Source organism: Streptomyces sp. NPDC046909, from assembly GCF_040644695.1.
In the GTDB taxonomy this organism is placed as follows: domain Bacteria; phylum Actinomycetota; class Actinomycetes; order Streptomycetales; family Streptomycetaceae; genus Streptomyces.
On sequence record NZ_JBEYXC010000001.1, the window covers coordinates 198,136 to 218,834 of the forward strand.

The 20,699-nt window shown below is 70.7% G+C and carries 18 protein-coding genes; 8 read left to right on the top strand and 10 right to left on the bottom strand.

Annotated features, from left to right (window positions below):
- Nucleotides 1-89: 89 nt before the first annotated feature.
- A complete protein-coding gene (locus ABZ928_RS00860; protein WP_361514268.1) occupies nt 90-560 on the top strand; it encodes a DUF6099 family protein in 471 nt (156 codons plus the stop codon).
- Between the two features lie 36 nt (nt 561-596).
- Here the strand turns inward: ABZ928_RS00860 and ABZ928_RS00865 are convergent, their stop codons facing one another.
- Nucleotides 597-764 carry a hypothetical protein gene (locus tag ABZ928_RS00865; RefSeq protein WP_361514270.1) on the bottom strand — a complete coding sequence of 56 codons (168 nt, stop codon included), beginning with the start codon at nt 762-764 and terminating at the stop codon, nt 597-599.
- A 238-nt stretch (nt 765-1,002) separates the two neighbouring features.
- On the opposite strand from ABZ928_RS00865, the gene ABZ928_RS00870 reads away from it, so the two are divergent.
- On the top strand, nt 1,003-1,926 hold the full coding sequence (locus ABZ928_RS00870; RefSeq protein WP_361514272.1) for an LLM class F420-dependent oxidoreductase: 924 nt from the start codon (nt 1,003-1,005) through the stop codon (nt 1,924-1,926).
- Between the two features lie 56 nt (nt 1,927-1,982).
- Here ABZ928_RS00870 and ABZ928_RS00875 read toward each other — a convergent pair whose 3' ends face one another.
- Nucleotides 1,983-2,783 (bottom strand): SAM-dependent methyltransferase, encoded by an 801-nt coding sequence (locus ABZ928_RS00875; protein WP_361514274.1) that lies wholly within the window; start codon nt 2,781-2,783, stop codon nt 1,983-1,985.
- Nucleotides 2,784-2,915: 132 nt separating this feature from the next.
- Between ABZ928_RS00875 and ABZ928_RS00880 the strand changes: the two genes are divergently transcribed.
- Together ABZ928_RS00880 and ABZ928_RS00885 are read left to right on the top strand one after the other, a co-directional pair.
- Complete coding sequence (locus ABZ928_RS00880) at nt 2,916-4,385, top strand: 3' terminal RNA ribose 2'-O-methyltransferase Hen1 (RefSeq protein ID WP_361514276.1); 1,470 nt, start codon at nt 2,916-2,918, stop codon at nt 4,383-4,385.
- Nucleotides 4,382-6,961 carry a polynucleotide kinase-phosphatase gene (locus ABZ928_RS00885; protein ID WP_361514278.1) on the top strand — a complete coding sequence of 860 codons (2,580 nt, stop codon included), beginning with the start codon at nt 4,382-4,384 and terminating at the stop codon, nt 6,959-6,961. Before ABZ928_RS00880 ends, ABZ928_RS00885 begins: the two co-directional genes overlap by 4 nt.
- 35 nt (nt 6,962-6,996) lie before the next feature.
- Here the strand turns inward: ABZ928_RS00885 and ABZ928_RS00890 are convergent, their stop codons facing one another.
- Entirely contained in the window at nt 6,997-7,887 is an 891-nt protein-coding gene (locus tag ABZ928_RS00890) for a hypothetical protein (RefSeq protein ID WP_361514280.1), read from the bottom strand.
- Nucleotides 7,884-8,924 carry an SPFH domain-containing protein gene (locus ABZ928_RS00895; protein WP_361514282.1) on the bottom strand — a complete coding sequence of 347 codons (1,041 nt, stop codon included), beginning with the start codon at nt 8,922-8,924 and terminating at the stop codon, nt 7,884-7,886. Before ABZ928_RS00895 ends, ABZ928_RS00890 begins: the two co-directional genes overlap by 4 nt.
- Before the next feature lie 134 nt (nt 8,925-9,058).
- Between ABZ928_RS00895 and ABZ928_RS00900 the strand changes: the two genes are divergently transcribed.
- Nucleotides 9,059-10,282, top strand: a complete 1,224-nt coding sequence (locus ABZ928_RS00900; protein ID WP_361514284.1) for an arginine deiminase — start codon at nt 9,059-9,061, stop codon at nt 10,280-10,282.
- Nucleotides 10,283-10,364: 82 nt separating this feature from the next.
- Nucleotides 10,365-11,375: an ornithine carbamoyltransferase gene (argF, locus tag ABZ928_RS00905; RefSeq protein ID WP_361514286.1), complete on the top strand. Its 1,011-nt coding sequence runs from the start codon at nt 10,365-10,367 to the stop codon at nt 11,373-11,375.
- Nucleotides 11,376-11,450: 75 nt separating this feature from the next.
- Here argF and ABZ928_RS00910 read toward each other — a convergent pair whose 3' ends face one another.
- A complete protein-coding gene (locus ABZ928_RS00910; RefSeq protein ID WP_361514288.1) occupies nt 11,451-11,903 on the bottom strand; it encodes an ATP-binding protein in 453 nt (150 codons plus the stop codon).
- 315 nt (nt 11,904-12,218) lie between these two features.
- Between ABZ928_RS00910 and ABZ928_RS00915 the strand changes: the two genes are divergently transcribed.
- Together ABZ928_RS00915 and ABZ928_RS00920 are read left to right on the top strand one after the other, a co-directional pair.
- A complete protein-coding gene (locus ABZ928_RS00915; protein ID WP_361514290.1) occupies nt 12,219-13,046 on the top strand; it encodes an enoyl-CoA hydratase family protein in 828 nt (275 codons plus the stop codon).
- Nucleotides 13,047-13,048: 2 nt separating this feature from the next.
- Nucleotides 13,049-15,340 (top strand): bifunctional salicylyl-CoA 5-hydroxylase/oxidoreductase, encoded by a 2,292-nt coding sequence (locus tag ABZ928_RS00920; protein ID WP_361514292.1) that lies wholly within the window; start codon nt 13,049-13,051, stop codon nt 15,338-15,340.
- Nucleotides 15,341-15,377: 37 nt separating this feature from the next.
- Here ABZ928_RS00920 and ABZ928_RS00925 read toward each other — a convergent pair whose 3' ends face one another.
- The 5 genes from ABZ928_RS00925 to ABZ928_RS00945 all read right to left on the bottom strand — a co-directional run bounded on the left by ABZ928_RS00925 (nt 15,378) and on the right by ABZ928_RS00945 (nt 20,675).
- On the bottom strand, nt 15,378-16,586 hold the full coding sequence (locus tag ABZ928_RS00925) for a GTP-binding protein (protein WP_361514294.1): 1,209 nt from the start codon (nt 16,584-16,586) through the stop codon (nt 15,378-15,380).
- 2 nt (nt 16,587-16,588) lie between these two features.
- Nucleotides 16,589-17,530, bottom strand: a complete 942-nt coding sequence (gene cysD, locus ABZ928_RS00930) for a sulfate adenylyltransferase subunit CysD (protein WP_361514296.1) — start codon at nt 17,528-17,530, stop codon at nt 16,589-16,591.
- A gap of 5 nt (nt 17,531-17,535) precedes the next feature.
- Nucleotides 17,536-18,087, bottom strand: coding sequence for an adenylyl-sulfate kinase (gene cysC, locus ABZ928_RS00935; RefSeq protein WP_361514298.1), 552 nt, complete (start codon nt 18,085-18,087; stop codon nt 17,536-17,538).
- 167 nt (nt 18,088-18,254) lie between these two features.
- A complete protein-coding gene (locus tag ABZ928_RS00940) occupies nt 18,255-19,067 on the bottom strand; it encodes a PaaX family transcriptional regulator C-terminal domain-containing protein (RefSeq protein ID WP_361514300.1) in 813 nt (270 codons plus the stop codon).
- A 15-nt stretch (nt 19,068-19,082) separates the two neighbouring features.
- Nucleotides 19,083-20,675 carry an AMP-binding protein gene (locus ABZ928_RS00945; RefSeq protein ID WP_361514302.1) on the bottom strand — a complete coding sequence of 531 codons (1,593 nt, stop codon included), beginning with the start codon at nt 20,673-20,675 and terminating at the stop codon, nt 19,083-19,085.
- Nucleotides 20,676-20,699 lie beyond the last annotated feature (24 nt).

The window sequence follows — 20,699 nt, forward strand, 5'->3', positions numbered from 1 at the left end:
AGATTTCCGCCTTCCTCTGGCTTTTCGTCCCACACACCCTCACTCTGGGTAGTGGACTACGGAGTTCGGGCGGCGGACGGGGGCAGCGGATGGACGCGGTGCGGCTCATCGTGACGAGCAGGCGTGCCCTCGCGGGCGGCGGCGACGCACCTGAGGTGATGACGGAGGTGTGGCAGGCACAGGCGCTGGCGCAGGCGATAGGCAGCAGACTCGCCGTCTCCGGACCGCCCCAACTCCGGGGCGAGGCGATCGGGTTGACCGAACTGGCGGGCAGAGGCTGCGGTGTCCTGGACCGTCCCGACCTGGACACCGCCGACCTGCGCGCCGCCCAGCTCACCGAACTGGGCGACGCCCGCCAGGCCCTGCTCTGCCTCGGCGGTCTCCTCGGCGAGGTGGGTATCGCCCTGGTCGGCCTCGCCTGCGCCGCGGACGACGAGGGCACCTACTGGCAGTGCATGGAGGCGATCGATGCGGCGGACGAGTCCCGGGACCGCGTCCTGTGGATGCTCCGCAAACTGGAGGACGGGAACCAGGGGGTACCGGAGCGGGCGGCGGGATGACACCCCGGCCGGCCGACTTGGCTTCGACGCCGGTACCTACTTCGCTTCGCTCTCCTCCGTACCGCGTCCCGCCGACTGCAGATCCGCGTCCAGGGCGGAGAGATCCGCGTTGAGCGCCGCCATCAGCTCCTCCATCTGCTGCAGCAGCCCCTTCGGCTGGCCGGTGGGCCCGGCCCCCTGCTGCGGGACGGATTCTTCGGACATGACGGCCTCCTCGGCCCAGGCCTCCACGGGAGGCCGACACGGGTGACGCCCGGCGCTGACCGGCCGGCGCGGGCGCCGGTCGGTCCGGCTCCGCCCGAGCAACGATCACCGCCGTCACCGGGTCACTGGCCCGGGCAGCCCCCGTGCGCGGCGTTGACGGAATTTCACCCGACCGGGCAGGGGAGGGGCCACCGGGGCGGGTGGGGTTGACCGGGGCGGTGGCGTGCAGGATGGAGGTATGGATCTTCGCATCTTCACCGAGCCCCAGCAGGGCGCCACCTACGACACCCTTCTCGCCGTCGCCAAGGCCACCGAGGACCTCGGTTTCGACGCCTTCTTCCGCTCCGACCACTACCTGAAGATGGGCAGCGTCGACGGCCTGCCCGGCCCCACCGACGCCTGGATCACCCTCGCCGGCCTCGCCCGCGAGACCAAGCGCATCCGCCTCGGCACCCTGATGACCGCGGGCACCTTCCGGCTCCCCGGCGTGCTCGCCATCCAGGTCGCCCAGATCGACCAGATGTCCGGCGGCCGTGTCGAACTCGGCCTGGGCGCGGGCTGGTTCGAGGAGGAGCACAAGGCGTACGGCATCCCGTTCCCGAAGGAGAAGTTCGGCCGCCTGGAGGAGCAGCTGGCGATCGTCACCGGACTGTGGGCGACCGAGGCGGGCCGGACCTTCGACTTCCACGGCACGTACTACGACCTCACGGACTCGCCCGCGCTGCCCAAGCCCGCCCAGGCGAAGATTCCTGTCCTCGTCGGCGGCCACGGACCGACCCGTACCCCGGCGCTGGCGGCTCGCTTCGCCGATGAGTTCAACATGCCTTTCGCGTCCATCGAGGACAGCTCGCGCCAGTTCGCCCGGGTGCGCGCCGCGGCCGAGGCCGCCGGTCGCAAGGCCGACGACCTGACCTACTCCAACGCCCTCGTCGTCTGCGTCGGCAAGGACGACCAGGAGGTCGCCCGCCGTGCCGCCGCGATCGGCCGCGAGGTCGACGAACTGAAGCTCAACGGCCTCGCCGGCACCCCGTCCGAGGTCGTCGAAAAGATCGGCCGCTACACCGAGATCGGCTCCCGCCGCCTCTACCTCCAGGTCCTCGACCTCCACGACCTGGAACACCTGGAGCTGATCTCCTCGCAGGTGCAGTCACAGCTGTCGTAAGACAGGGGCAGAGGGCGTCACCGGACTCGGCCGAGCCCGCTGACGCCCTCTCTCGATCACCGCTTGCGGGCCACCCCCACGTACAGCGGAATCTCCTCGCCGCCCTGCGGCTCACCGAGTTCCGGATGCCACGCCGCCGCGAGGACCACTCCGGGGTCGATGAGCTCCAACTCCGAGAAGAACGCGGAGAATTCGGCGTGCGAGCGCACCTGTGCGTCGGTGCCGCCCTTGCGGTACACCTCGACCACGCGCTCCCAGGTCTCCGGGTCGAAGTCACCGGTCGCGTGGGACAGCGTCAGACAGCTGCCGGGCGCGAGCGGTGCGAGCAACTCCCGGACGATCCTGGCGGGTTCGTCCTTGTCCGCCACGAGGTGCAGCAGCGCCACCAGGGACAGCCCGATCGGCTGGGAGAAGTCGAGTGTCTCCCGGGCCGCCGCGATGATCCGGCCCGGGTCCCGTACGTCGGCCTGGACATAGTCGGTGCGGCCCGCGGGCGTGCTGTGCAGCAGCGCCTGCGCGTGCCGCAGGACGATCGGGTCGTTGTCCGCGTACACCACCCGGGCGTCCGGGGCGATCCTCTGCACGATCTGGTGGAGGTTCGGCTCGGTCGGAATGCCGGTGCCGATGTCGAGGAACTGCCGCACGCCCCGCTCGGCCAGCAGCCGGGTGGCCCGGTGCATGAACGCGCGGTTGGTCCGCGCCATCTGGCTCACCGCGGGGAAGTGCGAGGTCACCTGCTCGGCGGCCGCCACGTCGACCGGGTAGTTGTCCTTCCCGCCCAGGAAGTAGTCGTACATGCGAGCCGAATGCGGTTTGCTCGTATCGATGCGGTCCGCGCCTAATCCGGTCTCCGTCATATGAGGCCTCCGCTTCCCTGTGTCCTGTTTCCCACGGGCGCATTCCCACGGGCGAAAAATTCCCGAGTGCTGCCGATGTCCGGTCTGTACGGTGTGCATATCAGCAGTTCAGACCCTACTTGAGGCCAGCCCGTGTTCCTTTCGATCAGCACGACCGGTACCCCGGAACGCCCCGCCACCGACCTCGGCTTCCTGCTCCACAAGCACCCCGAGAAGGCGCAGGCGTTCTCCACGTCCTACGGCAAGGCGCACGTCCTCTACCCCGAGGCCGATGCCCAGCGCTGCACGGCGGCGCTGTTGCTGGAGGTCGACGCGGTCGCGCTGGTGCGGAAGGGCAAGGGGCGCGGCGGGGCGCCCGACGCGGCGCTCGCGCAGTACGTCAACGACCGCCCGTACGCCGCGTCCTCGCTGCTCGCCGTCGCGCTGAGCGCCGTCTTCTCCAGCGCGATGCGCGGAGTGTGCAACGCCCGCCCCGAGCGCGCCGCCGCACCGCTCCCGCTGCGCATCGAGGTGCCCGCGCTGCCCGCCCGGGGCGGCCCCGACCTCGTACGGAAGCTGTTCGAGCCGCTCGGGTGGGCTGTCACCGTCGCACCGGTCGCGCTGGACGAGCGGTTCCCGGAGTGGGGTGATTCGCGGTACGTCGGCCTGGTCCTGGAGTCGGAGACCCTGACCCTCGCCGAGGCGCTGCGTCATCTGTACGTTCTGCTGCCCGTCCTCGACGACGCCAAGCACTACTGGGTCGCCTCCGACGAGGTGGACAAGCTGCTGCGCGCCGGAGAGGGCTGGCTGCCGGACCACCCCGAGCAGAAGCTGATCACCAGCCGGTACCTGTCCCGCCGTTGGTCGCTGACGCGCGAGGCCATGGAGCGACTCGAACTGGTGCGGCTGGCCGAGGCCGACGACAGCGAGGTCGAGGAGATCGACAACGCCGTGGAGGCGGAGACCGAGGACGAGGAGAAGCCGACCCCGCTCGCCGTGCAGCGGCGGGACGCGATCATCGCCGCCCTCCACGCCTCCGGTGCCGCGCGCGTCCTCGACCTCGGCTGCGGACAGGGCCAGTTGGTGCAGGCGCTGCTCAAGGACGTGCGGTTCACCGAGATCGTCGGCGTCGACGTGTCGATGCGTGCCCTCACCATCGCCTCCCGGCGCCTCAAGCTGGACCGCATGGGCGAGCGGCAGGCGTCCCGCGTCAAGCTCTTCCAGGGCTCGCTCGCCTACACCGACAAGCGGCTCAAGGGGTACGACGCCGCCGTGCTCAGCGAGGTCGTCGAACACCTCGACCTGCCTCGGCTGCCCGCCCTGGAGTACGCCGTGTTCGGCGCCGCCCGCCCCCGGACCGTCCTGGTGACGACCCCGAACGTCGAGTACAACGTGCGCTGGGAGACCCTCCCGGCCGGCCATGTCCGGCACGGCGACCACCGCTTCGAGTGGACGCGGGAGGAGTTCCGGGCGTGGGCCGGGGCGGTGGCCGAACGGCACGGGTACGACGTGGAGTTCGTGCCGGTGGGACCGGACGACCCGGAGGTCGGACCGCCCACACAAATGGCAGTGTTCGAGATCAAGTCCACCGCGAACGTGGAGAAGGAGGCGAAGGCGGCATGACCGAGAACCAGACCAAGGGGCGCGTGCTGCCCGTCACCGACCTCTCCCTCGTCGTCCTCGTCGGCGCCTCCGGCTCCGGCAAGTCCACGTTCGCGCACCGGCACTTCAAGCCCACCGAGGTCATCTCCTCGGACTTCTGCCGCGGCCTGGTCTCCGACGACGAGAACGACCAGAGCGCGACGAAGGACGCCTTCGACGTGCTCCACTACATCGCCGGCAAGCGGCTCGCCGCCGGCCGCCGTACCGTCGTGGACGCGACCAGCGTGCAGTCGGACTCCCGACGCCAGCTGATCGAACTGGCGCGGCAGCACGACGTGCTGCCCATCGCCATCGTCCTCGACGTGCCCGAGGAGGTGTGCGCGCAGCGCAACGCGGGCCGCACCGACCGGGCCGACATGCCGGTCCGGGTCATCAAGCGGCACATCCGCGAACTCCGGCGTTCCCTCCGGCACTTGGAGCGCGAGGGCTTCCGCAAGGTGCACGTCCTGCGTGGCGTGGAGGACATCGAGCACGCCACCGTCGTCACCGAGAAGCGCTTCAACGACCTCACCCACCTCACCGGCCCGTTCGACATCGTCGGCGACATCCACGGCTGCGCCTCCGAACTGGAGTCGCTGCTGGGCAAGTTGGGCTACGCCGACGGCGTGCACCCGGAGGGCCGTACCGCCGTCTTCGTCGGCGACCTCGTCGACCGGGGACCGGACAGCCCGGGCGTGCTGCGCCGCGTGATGTCGATGGTGAAGTCGGGCAACGCCCTGTGCGTCCCCGGCAACCACGAGAACAAGTACGGCCGTCACCTGAAGGGCCGCAAGGTCCAGCACACCCACGGCCTGGCCGAGACCATCGAGCAGATGGAGGGACAGTCGGACGAATTCCTCGCCGAGGTGCGGGAGTTCATCGACGGCCTCGTCAGCCACTACGTCCTCGACGGCGGCAGGCTGGTCGTCTGCCACGCCGGTCTGCCGGAGAAGTACCACGGCCGTACCTCCGGCCGGGTCCGCTCGCACGCGCTGTACGGCGACACCACCGGGGAGACGGACGAGTTCGGGCTGCCGGTGCGCTACCCGTGGGCCGAGGACTACCGGGGCCGGGCGGCGGTTGTCTACGGTCACACTCCGGTTCCAGAAGCGACATGGTTGAACAACACCATCTGCCTCGACACCGGCGCCGTCTTCGGCGGCAAGCTCACCGCGCTGCGCTGGCCGGAGCGGGAGCTGGTCGACGTACCGGCGGAGCGGGTCTGGTACGAGCCGACGAAGCCGCTGAAGTCGGAGGCGCCGGGCGGGCACGACGGCCGGCCGCTGGACCTGGCGGATGTCAACGGGCGACGGGTCGTGGAGACCCGGCACCAGGGGCGGGTGGCGGTCCGTGAGGAGAACGCGGCCGCCGCGCTTGAGGTGATGAGCCGTTTCGCGGTGGACCCGCGGCTGCTGCCGTACCTCCCGCCGACGATGGCACCGACGGCGACCAGCCACATCGACGGCTACCTGGAGCACCCGGCCGAGGCCTTCGCTCAGTACGCGGAGGACGGGGTCGCGCGGGTCGTGTGCGAGGAGAAGCACATGGGTTCGCGGGCGGTGGCGCTGGTGTGCCGGGACGCGGAGACCGCCCGGAAGCGCTTCGGCGTGGACGGTCCGACGGGGTCGATCTACACCCGCACCGGCCGCCCGTTCTTCGACGACGAGTCGGTGACGGAGGAGATCCTGGACCGGCTGCGGTCGGCGGTGACCGAGGCCGGGCTGTGGGCCGAACTCGACACGGACTGGCTCCTGTTGGACGCCGAGCTCATGCCGTGGTCGCTGAAGGCGTCGGGGCTGCTGCGCTCGCAGTACGCCGCCGTCGGCGCCGCGTCCGGGGCGGTGTTCCCGGGTGCGCTCGCCGCGCTGGAGGGTGCGGCGGGACGGGGCGTGGACGTCGGGGAGTTGCTGGGCCGCCAGCGTGAACGGGCCTCGAACGCGGCCGCGTTCACCGAGGCGTACCGGCGTTACTGCTGGACGACGGAGGGCCTGGACGGCGTACGACTTGCGCCGTTCCAGATCCTGGCGGTACAGGGCCGCAGCCTGGCGTACCTGCCGCACGACGAGCAACTGGCGTTGCTGGACCGGCTGGTGGAGCACGACGGCACCGGTCTGCTCCAGACCACCCGTCGGCTGTACGTCGACACGGCCGACCCCGAGTCCGTGCAGGCGGGCGTCGACTGGTGGCTGGAGATGACGGGCCGGGGCGGTGAGGGCATGGTCGTCAAGCCGCTGGGCGCCGTGGTGCGATGGGGGTCCCCCCGCTCGAGCGGAGCCGAGAGTGGGGGAGAGCAGGGGCGGCTGGTGCAGCCTGGCATCAAGTGCCGTGGGCGGGAGTACCTGCGGATCATCTACGGTCCGGAGTACACCCGCCCCGACAACCTCACCCGGCTGCGTCAGCGCTTCCTCAACCACAAGCGCTCGCTCGCGATCCGCGAGTACGCGCTCGGCCTGGAGGCGCTCGACCGGCTGGCCGAGGGGGAGCCGCTGTGGCGGGTGCACGAGGCGGTGTTCGGGGTGCTGGCGCTGGAGTCGGAGCCGGTGGACCCGAGGCTGTGATCGTCGGCCGATGTGCTCGGCAGGTGCTGTGACGGTCAGCCGACCAGTCGCAGCCGCTCCCCGCACACCCCCACCCGGACGCTCTGGCCCCAGGTCAGCTCCAGGGCGTCCGACTCCATCCCGTCCCCGAACGCGATCAGCCGTTCGGATTCGACGGTGAGGTGGAGGGCGGTCGCCGCCGGGAGTTCGCCGGCCACCAGGGACGTACCGGTGGCCGGCGAGGGCCAGGCCTCGCGGACGAACCACACCAGGCGGTCCTCGGTCGGACGGGGCAGGGGCAGGGCGCTGCCCCGCTCCTGCCACACCGACCGCAGCCAGCCCGTCGCGCCCGTCCCCGTGCCCACCAGCACGCCCGAGGAAGCCTGGGCCTCGGCGGCACCCCCGTGGTCGTCGAGGCCCAGGCGGTAGCGGGCGGTCTGGTGGCCGGGGGCGCCCAGGTAGATCTCGTTGAGGGCGACCAGGCGCTGGGTGTCGTCGGCGACCGCCTCGACCATGGTGAGTTCGTCGACGGGTGGGGTTCTGGATGTCAGGAGTTTCGCCGTGTTCCCGGGAGAGTGGCGGACGAGTACGCCCGGGTTGCGGGCGGGATCGGGGTTGATGCCCACCACGGGTTGGCCGGAGAGGTACTTGGCCGTGTTCGCCACGAGCCCGTCCTGGCCGACCACGACCACCACGTCCTCCGGCGCGAACAGGAAACGGTCCAAGTCGGCGCGCTCGACCCTCGATTGACGCCACGTGAGAGGGATCGCCGACGTCACCTCGGCCAGGGCGCGGCGGGTACGGCGGTGGCGTTCGGCGACCTCCTCGATGTCCCGGCCGCGGGAGGAGAGGAAGAAGGCGGCCTGGCCGTGGGTGCCGTGGTGGGCCACCAACTCCTCGTACTCCGTGGTGCGGTGGACCAGGACGACCCGGGGCGCGAGGCTCATGCCGGGTCCTGGTTCCCGCTCAGCTTGGCCAGCAGGCCGGTCAGCACGTCGGGGGAGATGGTGAGGTTCTCGATGTGCGGCAGGTTCTCCGCGAGCCGGGTCCCGGTGAGCGCGTGCAGCACCGCCACCTCCACGTCCCCGTGCACCCGCAACCACGCCTCCTGCGCCTGCGCCCGAGCCGCCCCCACGGCTCGCGCCCCCTCGGCCTCGGCCTCCGCCAGTTTCACGGTCCGGGCCGCTTCCGCCTCCGCCAGTTTCACCGACCGCGCCGCCTCCGCTCCGGCCCGTACCGCGTCCGCCGCCGCGGCCTCCTCCGCCTCCCGGCGGGCGTTCGTGCCGCGTTGCTCGACCAACTGCTCCTCGCGGCGGGCGAGTTCGATCTGACTGGCCAGTTCGTTCTCGGCGATGGCCCGCTCCCGCTCGACGGCCACGGCTCGCCGCTCGTAGGTCGCCCGGTCCGCCTCCTGCTGGATCTGCTCACGGGCCGGGGTGCGCAGGGCCCGCTCCACCTCCGGTTCCGGGCGCAGGGCGACCACGCGGACCGCGACCACCTCGATGCCCGTGGCCGGGAGGCGCGGTTCTGCCGCCAGTCCCGCGGCGACCCGTTCCCGTACCGCCGCCACCCCGTCCACCAGCGCCGACGCCAATGACGTACGGGCAAGGACGTCCAGCGCGTGCTGCTGGGCCGTCTCCGTGAGCAGGGTGCCGAGCTGTTCCAGCGGGGTGCCGCGCCACGCGCCCGTGTCCGGGTCGATCGAGAAGTCGAGGCGGGCGGCGGCGAGGGCCGGGTCGCTGATCCGGTAGGTCACCGTCGCCTGGACCGCGACGTCCTGGAAGTCGGAGGTGCGGGCGTGGAAGGTCATCGCCAACTCCCGGTCGTCGACCGGGATTTCGGAGAGCGCGGCGGTCAGCGTGCGGTACCAGAAGCTGAGCCCCGGTCCGTCGTGGACCAGCTTTCCGCCGTGGTGGTGTCTTACATGCGCTGTCGGCGCGCCGCGCAGGTGGCGCCAGCCGAGGCGCCGGGTGATGTCGGCCACGAGACCCCCTCTTTTCGTCTTGACGACGATAAGCGGTCACCTCGCTTGTCGTCAATGGGACGAGAACAAGAAGTGCTCCAGCGGAAGTGCTCAAGCAGGGGGTGAATACGGTCCCAGATGGTCAGGATGGAGACATGGGATTGCATGTCGACTCCGAGGCCGGGCGGCTCCGCCGCGTCATCCTGCACCGGCCGGATCTTGAGCTCAAAAGGCTCACGCCCAGCAACAAGGACGCCCTTCTCTTCGATGACGTGCTCTGGGTGCGCCGGGCGCGCGCCGAGCACGACGGGTTCGCGGACGTGCTGCGCGACCGCGGGGTCACCGTCCATCTCTTCGGTGACCTGCTCACCGAGGCCCTGGCGGTACCGGAAGCCCGCACCCTCGTGCTGGACCGGGTCTTCGACGAGAAGGAGTACGGCGTCCTCGCCACCGACCACCTCCGCGCTGCCTTCGAGTCACTGCCCGCACCCGAACTGGCCGAGGTCCTCGTCGGCGGCATGACCAAGCGGGAGTTCCTGGACGCCCACGAGGAGCCGGTCTCCGTCCGCTTCCATGTGATGGACCTCGACGACTTCCTCCTCGCCCCCCTGCCCAATCACCTCTTCACCCGCGACACCTCCGCCTGGATCTACGACGGCGTCTCCGTCAACGCCATGCGCTGGCCGGCCCGGCAGCGCGAGACGGTCCACTTCGAGGCGATCTACCGCCACCACCCCCTCTTCCGCGACGAGACGTTCCGGGTGTGGAGCGAGGGCCAGGCCGACTACCCGTCCACCATCGAGGGCGGCGACGTCCTGGTCATCGGCAACGGCGCCGTCCTCATCGGCATGAGCGAGCGCACCACCCCGCAGGCCGTGGAGATGCTCGCGCACAAGCTGTTCGCCGCCGGGTCCGCGCAGACGATCGTGGCGCTCGACATGCCCAAGCGGCGGGCCTTCATGCACCTCGACACCGTCATGACGATGGTCGACGGCGACACCTTCACCCAGTACGCCGGGCTCGGCATGCTCCGCTCGTACACCATCGAACCGGGCGTCGGCGACAAGGAGTTGAAGGTCACCGACCATCCGCCGGAGCACATGCACCGCGCGATCGCCGCCGCGCTGGGGCTGAACGAGATCCGGGTGCTGACCGCCACGCAGGACGTGCACGCGGCGGCGCGGGAGCAGTGGGACGACGGCTGCAACGTCCTCGCCGTCGAGCCGGGGGTCGTCGTCGCCTATGAGCGCAACGCCACCACCAACACCCACCTCCGCAAGCAGGGCATCGAGGTCATCGAGATCCCGGGCAGCGAGCTGGGGCGGGGGAGGGGCGGGCCGCGCTGTATGAGCTGTCCGGTCGAACGGGAGGCCGTATAAAAGTACACCTGATCGCATATAAATGCCGAACGTCGTATAGACTTCCACGAGTACCTGTCACCCGTATCTCTGGAGCGTCCCCATGGCGACCGTCCCGACCGCCCTCGCCGGGCGCCACTTCCTCAAGGAGCTCGACTTCACCGAGGAGGAGTTCCTCGGTCTGATCGAGCTGGCCGCGGAGCTGAAGGCCGCGAAGAAGGCCGGGACCGAGACCCAGTACCTGCGCGGCAAGAACATCGCGCTGATCTTCGAGAAGACCTCGACGCGCACCCGCTGCGCGTTCGAGGTCGCCGCGGCGGACCAGGGCGCCTCGACGACGTACCTCGACCCGTCGGGCTCGCAGATCGGGCACAAGGAGTCCGTGCGGGACACCGCGCGCGTGCTGGGGCGGATGTACGACGGGATCGAGTACCGCGGGGACAGCCAGCCGAAGGTGGAGGAGCTGGCCGCGTACGCCGGTGTGCCCGTCTTCAACGGTCTCACCGACGACTGGCACCCCACCCAGATGCTCGCCGACGTCCTCACGATGACCGAGCACAGCGCCAAGCCGGTCAGGGAGATGTCCTTCGCCTACCTCGGCGACGCCCGCTTCAACATGGGCAACTCGTATCTGATCACCGGCGCCCTGCTCGGCATGGACGTCCGGATCGTCGCCCCGAAGACCTACTGGCCCACCCATGACATCGTCGAGCGGGCCCGGGAACTCGCCGTGGACAGCGGGGCCCGCATCACGCTCACCGAGTCGCTCGCGGAGGGCGTCGCGGGCGCGGACTTCGTCGCCACCGACGTCTGGGTCTCGATGGGCGAGCCCAAGGAGGTCTGGGACGAGCGGATCACCGCCCTCGCCCCGTACGCCGTGACCATGGACGTTCTGCGCGCCACCGGCAACCCGGACGTCAAGTTCCTGCACTGCCTGCCGGCCTTCCACGACCTCGGCACCAAGGTCGGCCAGGAGATATACGACTCCCACGGCCTGGACAGCCTGGAGGTCACCGACGAGGTCTTCGAGTCGGCCCACTCGGTCGTCTTCGACGAGGCGGAGAACCGGCTGCACACCATCAAGGCGATCCTGGTCGCCACGCTCGCGTCGTAGGGGCGCCGGTCGTGCTTCGGCTGCGGGACGGCTGTGGCTGGTCGCGCAGTTCCCCGCGCCCCTAGGTGGGTCCGGTTAAGCGGGTCGCCATTGGGGCGGCACTGCCGGCAGGCGGAACCATACGGCTTTGCCGGACTCCGTAGGCCTGTGCCCGCACGACGAGCTCAGGGCCCGGATCAGCAGCAGGCCGCGGCCGTGCTCCTGCCAGGGGTCCGGCTCCATGTCCACCGGGCGTGTGAGATTGCCCGGCGGCTCCGGGTCCGGGTCGTGCACCTCGACCTGGCAGCCGCTCGGCAGCAGCTCCACAACCAGCTCTATCGGCGCGTCCCCCGCGGTGTGCTCGACGGCGTTCGCGACCAGCTCCGCGGTCAGCAGCTCCGCGGTGTCACTGTCGGCCCCGTGTTCCAGCTCGGCCAGCGCCGTGCGCACCAACGCACGGGCCACGGGCACGGCCGCGGCGGAGTGCGGCAGCGCGATGCGCCAGGAGGCGGAGGCTGAGGGGCGATCTTGCAAGGCGGTTCCGTTCATGAGCAGGCTGTCCTGCTTTCAACCTTATGAATGGTACGGCGCCGCCCGGCAGAGGCGTCCGACGGGCACCGTGCGGGACCTTCGGCCCCGTTACCGGGCGGCTTACCCCTCACAACGGCTTGCCTCGCACGGCTGCTCCCGCCGTAGCCGCTCTGTCGACGAGCCGTGACGGATGTGACGGGACCAGGTCACATCGAGGTCGCATCGGCGGTGTGCTATCGCGCACTCGTGACGACAGTCAAAGATGAGTGATAGCTTCGAAGGAGTAGAGCAGGGGAAAGCGCACCTTGTCCGCGTACGAGGAGGCCGCACCGCATGAGTCCCTTCACCGGCTCCGCCGCCCGCACCGCCCGCTGGGAACACCTGCGCCTGGAGGTGACCTCCGGCGTCGCCACGGTCACCCTCGCCCGCCCCGACAAACTCAACGCGCTCACCTTCGGCGCCTACGCCGACCTGCGCGATCTCCTCTCCGAGCTGTCCCGGGAACGCTCGGTACGGGCCCTCGTCCTGGCCGGCGAGGGCCGCGGCTTCTGCTCCGGCGGCGACGTCGACGAGATCATCGGCGCGACCCTCTCGATGGACACCGCCCAGCTCCTCGACTTCAACCGCATGACCGGGCAGGTCGTCAGGGCGGTACGAGAGTGCCCGTTCCCGGTGATCGCGGCGGTGCACGGGGTCGCGGCGGGCGCGGGAGCGGTACTGGCGCTCGCGGCGGACTTCAGGGTGGCCGACCCGACGGCGAGGTTCGCGTTCCTGTTCACACGCGTGGGCCTGTCCGGCGGCGACATGGGCGCGGCCTATCTGCTGCCGAGGGTGGTGGGCCTGGGCCACGCGACCCGCCTGCTCATGCTGGGCGAACCGGTCCGGGCACCGGAGGCGGAACGCATCGGCCTGATCAGCGAGCTCACGGACGAAGGGGCGGTGGACGAGGCGGCCCAGTCCCTGGCCCGCCGCCTGGCCGACGGCCCCGCACTGGCGTACGCCCAGACGAAGGCGCTGCTGACGGCGGAACTGGACATGCCGCTGGCCGCGAGCGTGGAACTCGACGCGTCGACACAGGCCCTGCTGATGAACGGGGAGGACTACAGGGAGTTCCATGCGGCGTTCACGGAGAAGAGGCCGCCGAAATGGCAGGGGCGGTAGGCATGGCAAGGACGGTAAGCGCGGTGCGTCCTCTGCGCGTCGCGGTCATCGGCGGCGGCCCCGGCGGCCTCTACGCGGCCGCGCTGCTGAAACGCCTCGACCCGGCCCGCGAGATCACGGTCTTCGAACGCAACGCCCCCGACGACACCTTCGGCTTCGGCGTGGTCCTCTCCGACGAGACCCTCGGCGGCATCGAGCACGCCGACCCCGTGGTCTACGAAGCCCTCCAACGCGACTTCGTCCGCTGGGACGACATCGACATCGTGCACCGGGGGACACGCCACACCTCAGGCGGCCACGGCTTCTCCGCCCTCGGCAGGAAGCGGCTCCTCGACATCCTCCACACCCGCTGCCGGGACCTCGGCGTCGACCTCCGCTTCCGCACCGAAGCCCCGCCCGGCCTGGCTCAGGCGTACGACCTCGTCATCGCCGCCGACGGAGTCAACAGCACCACCCGCGAGACCCACCCCCACGTGTTCCACCCCCATGTGACCACCCACCACTGCCGCTACATCTGGCTCGCCGCCGACTTCGCCTTCGACGCCTTCCGCTTCGAGATCGCCGAGACCGAACACGGCGTGATGCAACTGCACGGCTACCCGTACTCCGCAGACGCCTCCACGGTGATCGTCGAGATGCGCGAGGAGGTCTGGCGAGCCGCCGGCTTCGACGATATGGACACCCGGGAATCCATCGACCGCTGCGCCAAGATCTTCGCGGAAGCGCTCGGCGGCGGTCCGCTCCGCTCCAACAACTCGACGTGGACCACCTTCCGCACGGTCGTCAACGAGCGCTGGTCGCACGGCAACACCGTCCTCCTCGGCGACGCCGCCCACACCGCCCACTTCTCCATCGGCTCCGGCACCAAGCTCGCGGTCGAGGACGCCCTCGCCCTCGCCGCCTGCCTGGAGGAACAGCCGTCACTGGAAAGGGCGTTGGCGGCCTACGAAGCGGAACGCAAACCCGTCGTCGCCTCCACCCAGCGCGCCGCCCGCGCCAGCCTGGAGTGGTTCGAGAACCTCGGCCGCTATCTCGACCAGCCGCCCCGCCAGTTCGCCTTCAACCTCCTCACCCGCAGCCGCCGCGTCACCCACGACAACCTCCGCCTCCGCGACGCCCACTTCACAGGTGCCGTGGAGCGGGAGTTCGGCTGCCCGCCGGGTACGCCCCCGATGTTCACCCCGTTCCGGCTGCGCGGCCTGACCCTGCACAACCGGGTCGTCGTGTCCCCCATGGACATGTACTCGGCGGTCGAGGGCCTCCCCGGCGACTTCCACCTCGTCCACCTGGGAGCGCGGGCGCTCGGCGGGGCCGGACTGGTGATGACCGAGATGGTGTGCGTCAGCGCGGAGGGCCGTATCACCCCCGGCTGCACCGGCCTCTACACCGGGAAGCAGGCCGAGTCCTGGCGGCGGATCACCGACTTCGTGCACGCGCAGGCACCCGGCACCGCGATCGGCGTCCAGCTCGGCCACAGCGGCCGCAAGGGCTCGACCAAGCTGATGTGGGAGGGCATCGACGAACCGCTGCCCGACGGCAACTGGCCCCTCGTGGCCGCGTCCCCGATCCCGTACGGCCCTTCCAGTCAGACCCCGCGCGAACTCACCCGAGCCCAACTCACCGACCTGCGCGAACAGTTCACCGCCGCCGCCTGGCGGGCCGCCCGCGCCGGATTCGACCTCCTCGAACTCCACTGCGCGCACGGCTATCTGCTCTCCGGCTTCCTCTCCCCGCTCACCAACCTCCGCACCGACGCCTACGGCGGCACCCTCGCCAAGCGGCTCCGCTTCCCCCTCGAAGTCTTCGACGCCATCAGGGGCGTATGGCCGGAGGAACGGCCCATGACGGTCCGTATCTCCGCCACCGACTGGGCGGAGGGCGGCACTTCGGCCGAGGACGCCGTGGAGATCGCCCGTGCCTTCGCGGCGCACGGGGCCGACGCCATCGACGTGTCGACCGGGCAGGTCGTGGCTGACGAACGCCCGGAGTACGGGCGGTCGTACCAGACGCCCTTCGCGGACCGCATCCGCCACGAGACCGGCGTCCCGGTGATCGCGGTCGGTGCGATCTCCTCCTGGGACGACGTCAACTCCCTGATCCTGGCCGGGCGTACGGACCTGTGCGCCCTCGCCCGACCGCACCTCTACGACCCGCACTGGACCCTCCACGCGGCCGCCGAACAGGGTTACGACGGACCGGGCGTCGTCTGGCCCGACCCGTACCGGGCGGGCAGCCGCCGCCCCCAGACCGGACGCACGGACGCCCCCAAGCCCCGCCTGACACTCGGGACTTGAGGGCGCTCGCGACTGAGGGGCGGCCTGAGAAAGGGGCTTATGACAGCGCGACCATGCCCGCCGTCAGCGTCGCCCCGTCCGCCGGGTCGATCAGGATGAACGCACCCGTGCGCCGGGAGACGGCGTAGTCGTCGAGGGCGAGCGGCTCCGCCGTGCGCAGCGTGACGCGGCCCAGGTCGTTCGCGCTCAACTCGCCCGCGTCGCCGAGGTCCTTGACGATGGCCTTGACCGTGCGGGTGGTGTGCCGCACCAGCACCCGGTCGCCGACCCGCAGCGGACGGTCGGCCAGATGGCAGACGGCCGCGCGCACGTCCTGGGTGAGCACCGGGACATCGACACCGGCGGTGATCATGTCGCCGCGCGACACGTCCCGCTGGTCGGCGAGGCGCACCCCGATCGACTGCGGCGCGTGGGCCACGTCGGCGGGGACGCCGAGGACGTCGATGCCGGTGATCTCGGAGCTCTCGCCGGAGGGGTGGACCGTGATCCGGTCGCCGACCCGGAGCGTGCCCGAGACCAACTGGCCCGCGTAGTGGCGGACTTCGCCGTCCCGCAGGACGTACTGGACCGGGAAGCGGGCGGGCGCGTCGGCGGCCTCGACACCCACCGGCACGTTCTCCAGGAACTCCAGCAGAGCCGGACCCTCGTACCAGTCCATCTCCGCCGAACGCTCCACCACGTTGTCGCCGACGAGCGCGGAGACCGGGATCGGCGTGAAGGACGGCAGCCCCAACTCGGCCGCGTACCCGGCGAAGTCCTCGACGATCCGGTCGAACTCCCTCTCCGCGTACCCGACCAGGTCCATCTTGTTGACGGCGAGCACCACGTGCGGGACCCGGAGCAGCGCCGCGATCGCCGCGTGCCGACGGGTCTGCTCGACCACGCCGTTGCGGGCGTCGACGAGGATGATCGTCAGCTCGGCCGTGGAGGCACCGGTGACCATGTTGCGGGTGTACTGCACATGCCCCGGGGTGTCGGCGAGGATGAACCGGCGGACCGGGGTGGCGAAGTACCGGTAGGCGACGTCGATCGTGATGCCCTGCTCGCGCTCGGCCCGCAGACCGTCGGTGAGCAGCGCCAGGTCCGGTGCCTCCTGGCCGCGGTTGCGGGAGGCGGTCTCCACGGCCTCCAGCTGGTCGGCGAGAACCGACTTGGAGTCGTGCAGCAGCCGGCCGACCAGGGTCGACTTGCCGTCGTCGACGGAACCGGCGGTCGCGAAACGCAGAGTGTCGATAGTCGTGCTCATGGTTAGAAGTACCCCTCGCGCTTACGGTCTTCCATCGCGGCCTCGGACATCTTGTCGTCGGCGCGGGTGGCACCGCGCTCGGTGAGCCGGGACGCGGCGATCTCGGCGATCACCTTCTCGATGGTGTCGGCGTCGGAGTCCACCGCGCCGGTGCAGGACATGTCGCCGACCGTGCGATAGCGGACCTGCCGCTTCTCGACGGTCTCGCCGTCCTTCGGGCCGCCCCACTCACCGGCGGTCAGCCACATGCCGGCGCGCGGGAAGACCTCGCGCTGGTGGGCGTAGTAGATCTCCGGGAGTTCGATCCGCTCGCGGGCGATGTACTGCCACACGTCCAGCTCGGTCCAGTTGCTGAGCGGGAACACGCGGACGTGCTCACCGGGAGCGTGCCGTCCGTTGTAGAGGTTCCACAGCTCGGGCCGCTGGCGGCGCGGGTCCCACTGCGAGAACTCGTCCCGCAGCGAGAACACCCGCTCCTTGGCGCGCGCCTTCTCCTCGTCGCGGCGCCCGCCGCCGAAGACCGCGTCGAACTTCTCCGACTGGATCTTCTCGGTCAGCGGCAGCGTCTGGAGCGGGTTGCGGGTGCCGTCGGGGCGTTCCCGAAGCACACCCCGGTCGATGTAGTCCTGTACGGAGGCCACATGGAGGCGCAGCCCATGCCGGGCCACCGTGCGGTCGCGGTAGTCGAGGACCTCGGGGAAGTTGTGCCCGGTGTCGACGTGCAGCAGCGTGAAGGGGATCGCGGCCGGGGCGAAGGCCTTCAGCGCCAGGTGCAGCATGACGATCGAGTCCTTGCCGCCGGAGAAGAGGATCACCGGCCGCTCGAACTCGCCCGCCACCTCACGGAAGATATGGACGGCTTCCGACTCGAGGGCGTCCAGGTGGGAGAGGGCAAAGGTCTTCTCGCTGGTGGTCTTCTCGCCGGTCGTCTTCTCGCTGGTCACGGCGCTCACACCAGCCCCCGCTCGGCCAGCACGGCATAGACGGCGTCGGCCGACTCCCGGGGCGTCTGCTCCTGCGTCCGCAGCACCAGAGCCGCGTCCACCGGAGGCTCGTACGGGTCGTCGACACCGGTCAGCCCGGACAGCTCGCCCGCGGCCTGCCTGGCGTACAGGCCCTTCACATCGCGCTCGCTGCACACCTCGACCGGGGTCGCGACATGCACCTCGACGTACGGCGTCCCGCTCGCCTCGTGCCGCTTGCGGACTGCCTCGCGGCTGTCGGCGTAGGGCGCGATGACGGGGACGACGGACAGCACGCCGTTGCGGGCGAGGACCTCGGAGACCAGACCGATGCGCTGCACATTGGTGTTGCGGTCCTCACGCGAGAAACCGAGCCCCGCGGACAGGAACCGGCGTATCTCGTCGCCGTCGAGGACCTCCACCCGGTGTCCCTCGGCCTTCAGCCGGTCACCGAGGTGGCGGGCAATGGTCGTCTTGCCCGCGCTCGGCAGCCCGGTGAGCCAGACCGTGGCTCCCTGAGCCCTTGCCGTGGTGGTCATGCGCAACAGTCCTCACTTCTTACCCGGCGTACGACGTCGTACGACCGTAGGTAAGAACTCTGAGAGGACCGACTAAGAAGCCTGAGGTTTAGCTGAGTGACTCGTGGTGCGCAAGAGGTCACAGGGCTTTGCCATGAGCTGTTCACAAAGCGGGGTGGGCCCCGGTCTCACAGCCCGACGAACACCGCCCCCGCGTCCCTGAGCCGCTCGTGCAGCCCCCGGAACACCGCCGCCGACCTGTCGCCCGGCCAGTCCTCGGGGAGCAGCCGGGAGGGGAGGCCGGGGTCGGTGTAGGGGAGGTGGCGCCAGGAGTCCAGGGCGAGGAGGTAGTCGCGGTAGGCCTCCTCGGGCGGGGTGTCCTCGCGCGCCTGCCACTCCTCCAGCACGCGCGCGTGGCGGTCGAGGAAGTCCTCGTGCTCCTTGGCGATCGCCGCGAGGTCCCACCAGCGGGCGACGGCCTCGGCGGTCGGGGCGAAGCCGAGATGGTCGCCGCGGAAGAAGTCGACGTACGGGTCGAGGCGGAGCCGCTGGAGCACGTGCCGCGCCTCCTCGTACAGCCGCGCGGGGGCGAGCCAAACCCCCGGTGCCGCGGTGCCGAAGCCGAGCCCGGCCAGCCGGGAGCGCAGGACGTGCCGCTTCTGCCGCTCGGACTCCGGCACCGAGAACACGGCGAGCACCCAGCCCTCGTCCTCGGGCGGTGCGACGGCGTAGATGCGCCGGTCGCCGTCCTCCAGCAACTGGCGGGCGTCCGGCGACAGTTCGTACCCGGCCGCGCCCTGTGCCGTGCGGGCCGGGACGAGGAGTCCGCGGCGTTTGAGTCTGGACACCGAGGAGCGTACGGAGGGGGCGTCCACGCCTACCGCGGCGAGCAGCCGGATGAGCTCGGCGACCGGTACCGGGCCGGGCACGAAGCGGCCGTAGGCGCCGTAGAGCGTGACGATGAGAGACCGTGGTGCATGTTGGTCGGACACGTTGATCATCTTAGGTCGTCGGTATCACTGCTGGTCACCCTCGGTGCGCAGCCGGAACCGCTGGAGTTTGCCGGTCGCGGTGCGCGGCAGCGCGTCCAGGAAGACGATCTCGCGCGGACACTTGTACGGCGCGAGCTCGGCCTTCACGAAGGCGCGCAGCGCCTCGGCGTCCCGTTCGGCGCCCTCCTTCAGCACCGCGTACGCCACCACGACCTGCCCGCGCGCCTCGTCCGCCCGTCCCACGACCGCGGCCTCCACCACATCGGGGTGGCGCAGGAGCGCGTCCTCGACCTCCGGGCCCGCGATGTTGTACCCGGCCGAGATGATCATGTCGTCCGCGCGGGCGACGTACCGGAAGTAGCCGTCGCCCTCCCGGACATACGTGTCCCCGGTGATGTTCCAGCCGAAGCGCACGTACTCGCCCTGCCGCGGATCGGCGAGATACCGGCACCCGACGGGTCCGCGCACGGCGAGCAGCCCGGGCTCCCCGTCCGGCCGGTCCCGGCCCTCCTCGTCGACCACGCGCGCGTGCCACCCCGGTACCGGCACCCCGGTCGTCCCCGGCCGGATCCGCTCGTCGGCGGCGGATATGAAGATGTGCAGCAGCTCGGTCGCGCCGATGCCGTTGATGATCCGCAGCCCGGTGCGCTCGTGCCAGGCCTGCCAGGTGGCCGCGGGGAGGTTCTCGCCGGCGGAGACACAGCGGCGCAGCGAGGAGATGTCGTGCGTGTCCAGCTCGTCGAGCATCGCGCGGTACGCGGTGGGGGCGGTGAAGACGACGGACACCCGGTGCTCGGCGATCGCGGGCAACAGCTGCTTGGGACCGGCCTGTTCGAGGAGGAGGGCGCTGGCCCCGGCCCGCATCGGGAAGACGACGAGCCCGCCGAGCCCGAAGGTGAAGCCGAGCGGGGGGCTGCCGGCGAAGACGTCGTCCACATGTGGCCGCAACACATGCTGAGAGAAGGTGTCGGCTATCGCGAGCACATCCCGGTGGAAGTGCATGCACCCTTTGGGACGCCCGGTGGTGCCCGAGGTGAAGGCGATCAGCGCCACGTCGTCGGCGGCGGTCGGGACGGCCGGGTACGGGGTGTCCGGCGCTGTCCGGTTCAGGAGGTCGTCGGGCGCGTCACCGCCGTACGTCGCGATCCGCAGCCCCGATATCTCGGCCTTCGCGAGGTCGTCGACCGCCCGGATGTCGCACAGGGCGTGCCTGACCTGCGCGATCTCGCACATCGTCGCCAGTTCGTGGGGCCGCTGCTGCGCCAGCACGGTGACCGCGACGGCCCCGGCCTTCAGCACGGCCAGCCAACAGGCCGCGAGCCACGGTGTGGTGGGCCCGCGCAGCAGTACGCGATTGCCGGGTACGACGCCGAGGTCCCCGGTGAGCAGATGCGCGAGCCGGTCGACGCGGGTGCGCAGGGTGCCGTACGTCCATGTGTCCCCGGTGGGGGTGTGGAACACGGGGCGGTCGTCGGGCGGGCCCGTCAGCAGCTCGGCGGCGCAGTTCAGCCGATCGGGGTACCGCAGCTCGGGGAGGTCGAACTGGAGCTCGGGCCACTGGTCGGGGGGCGGGAGATGGTCGCGCGCGAAGGTGTCGACGTGCGCCGAGCGGTTCATGGCGGTTCGCCCCCTGCCTTGTAG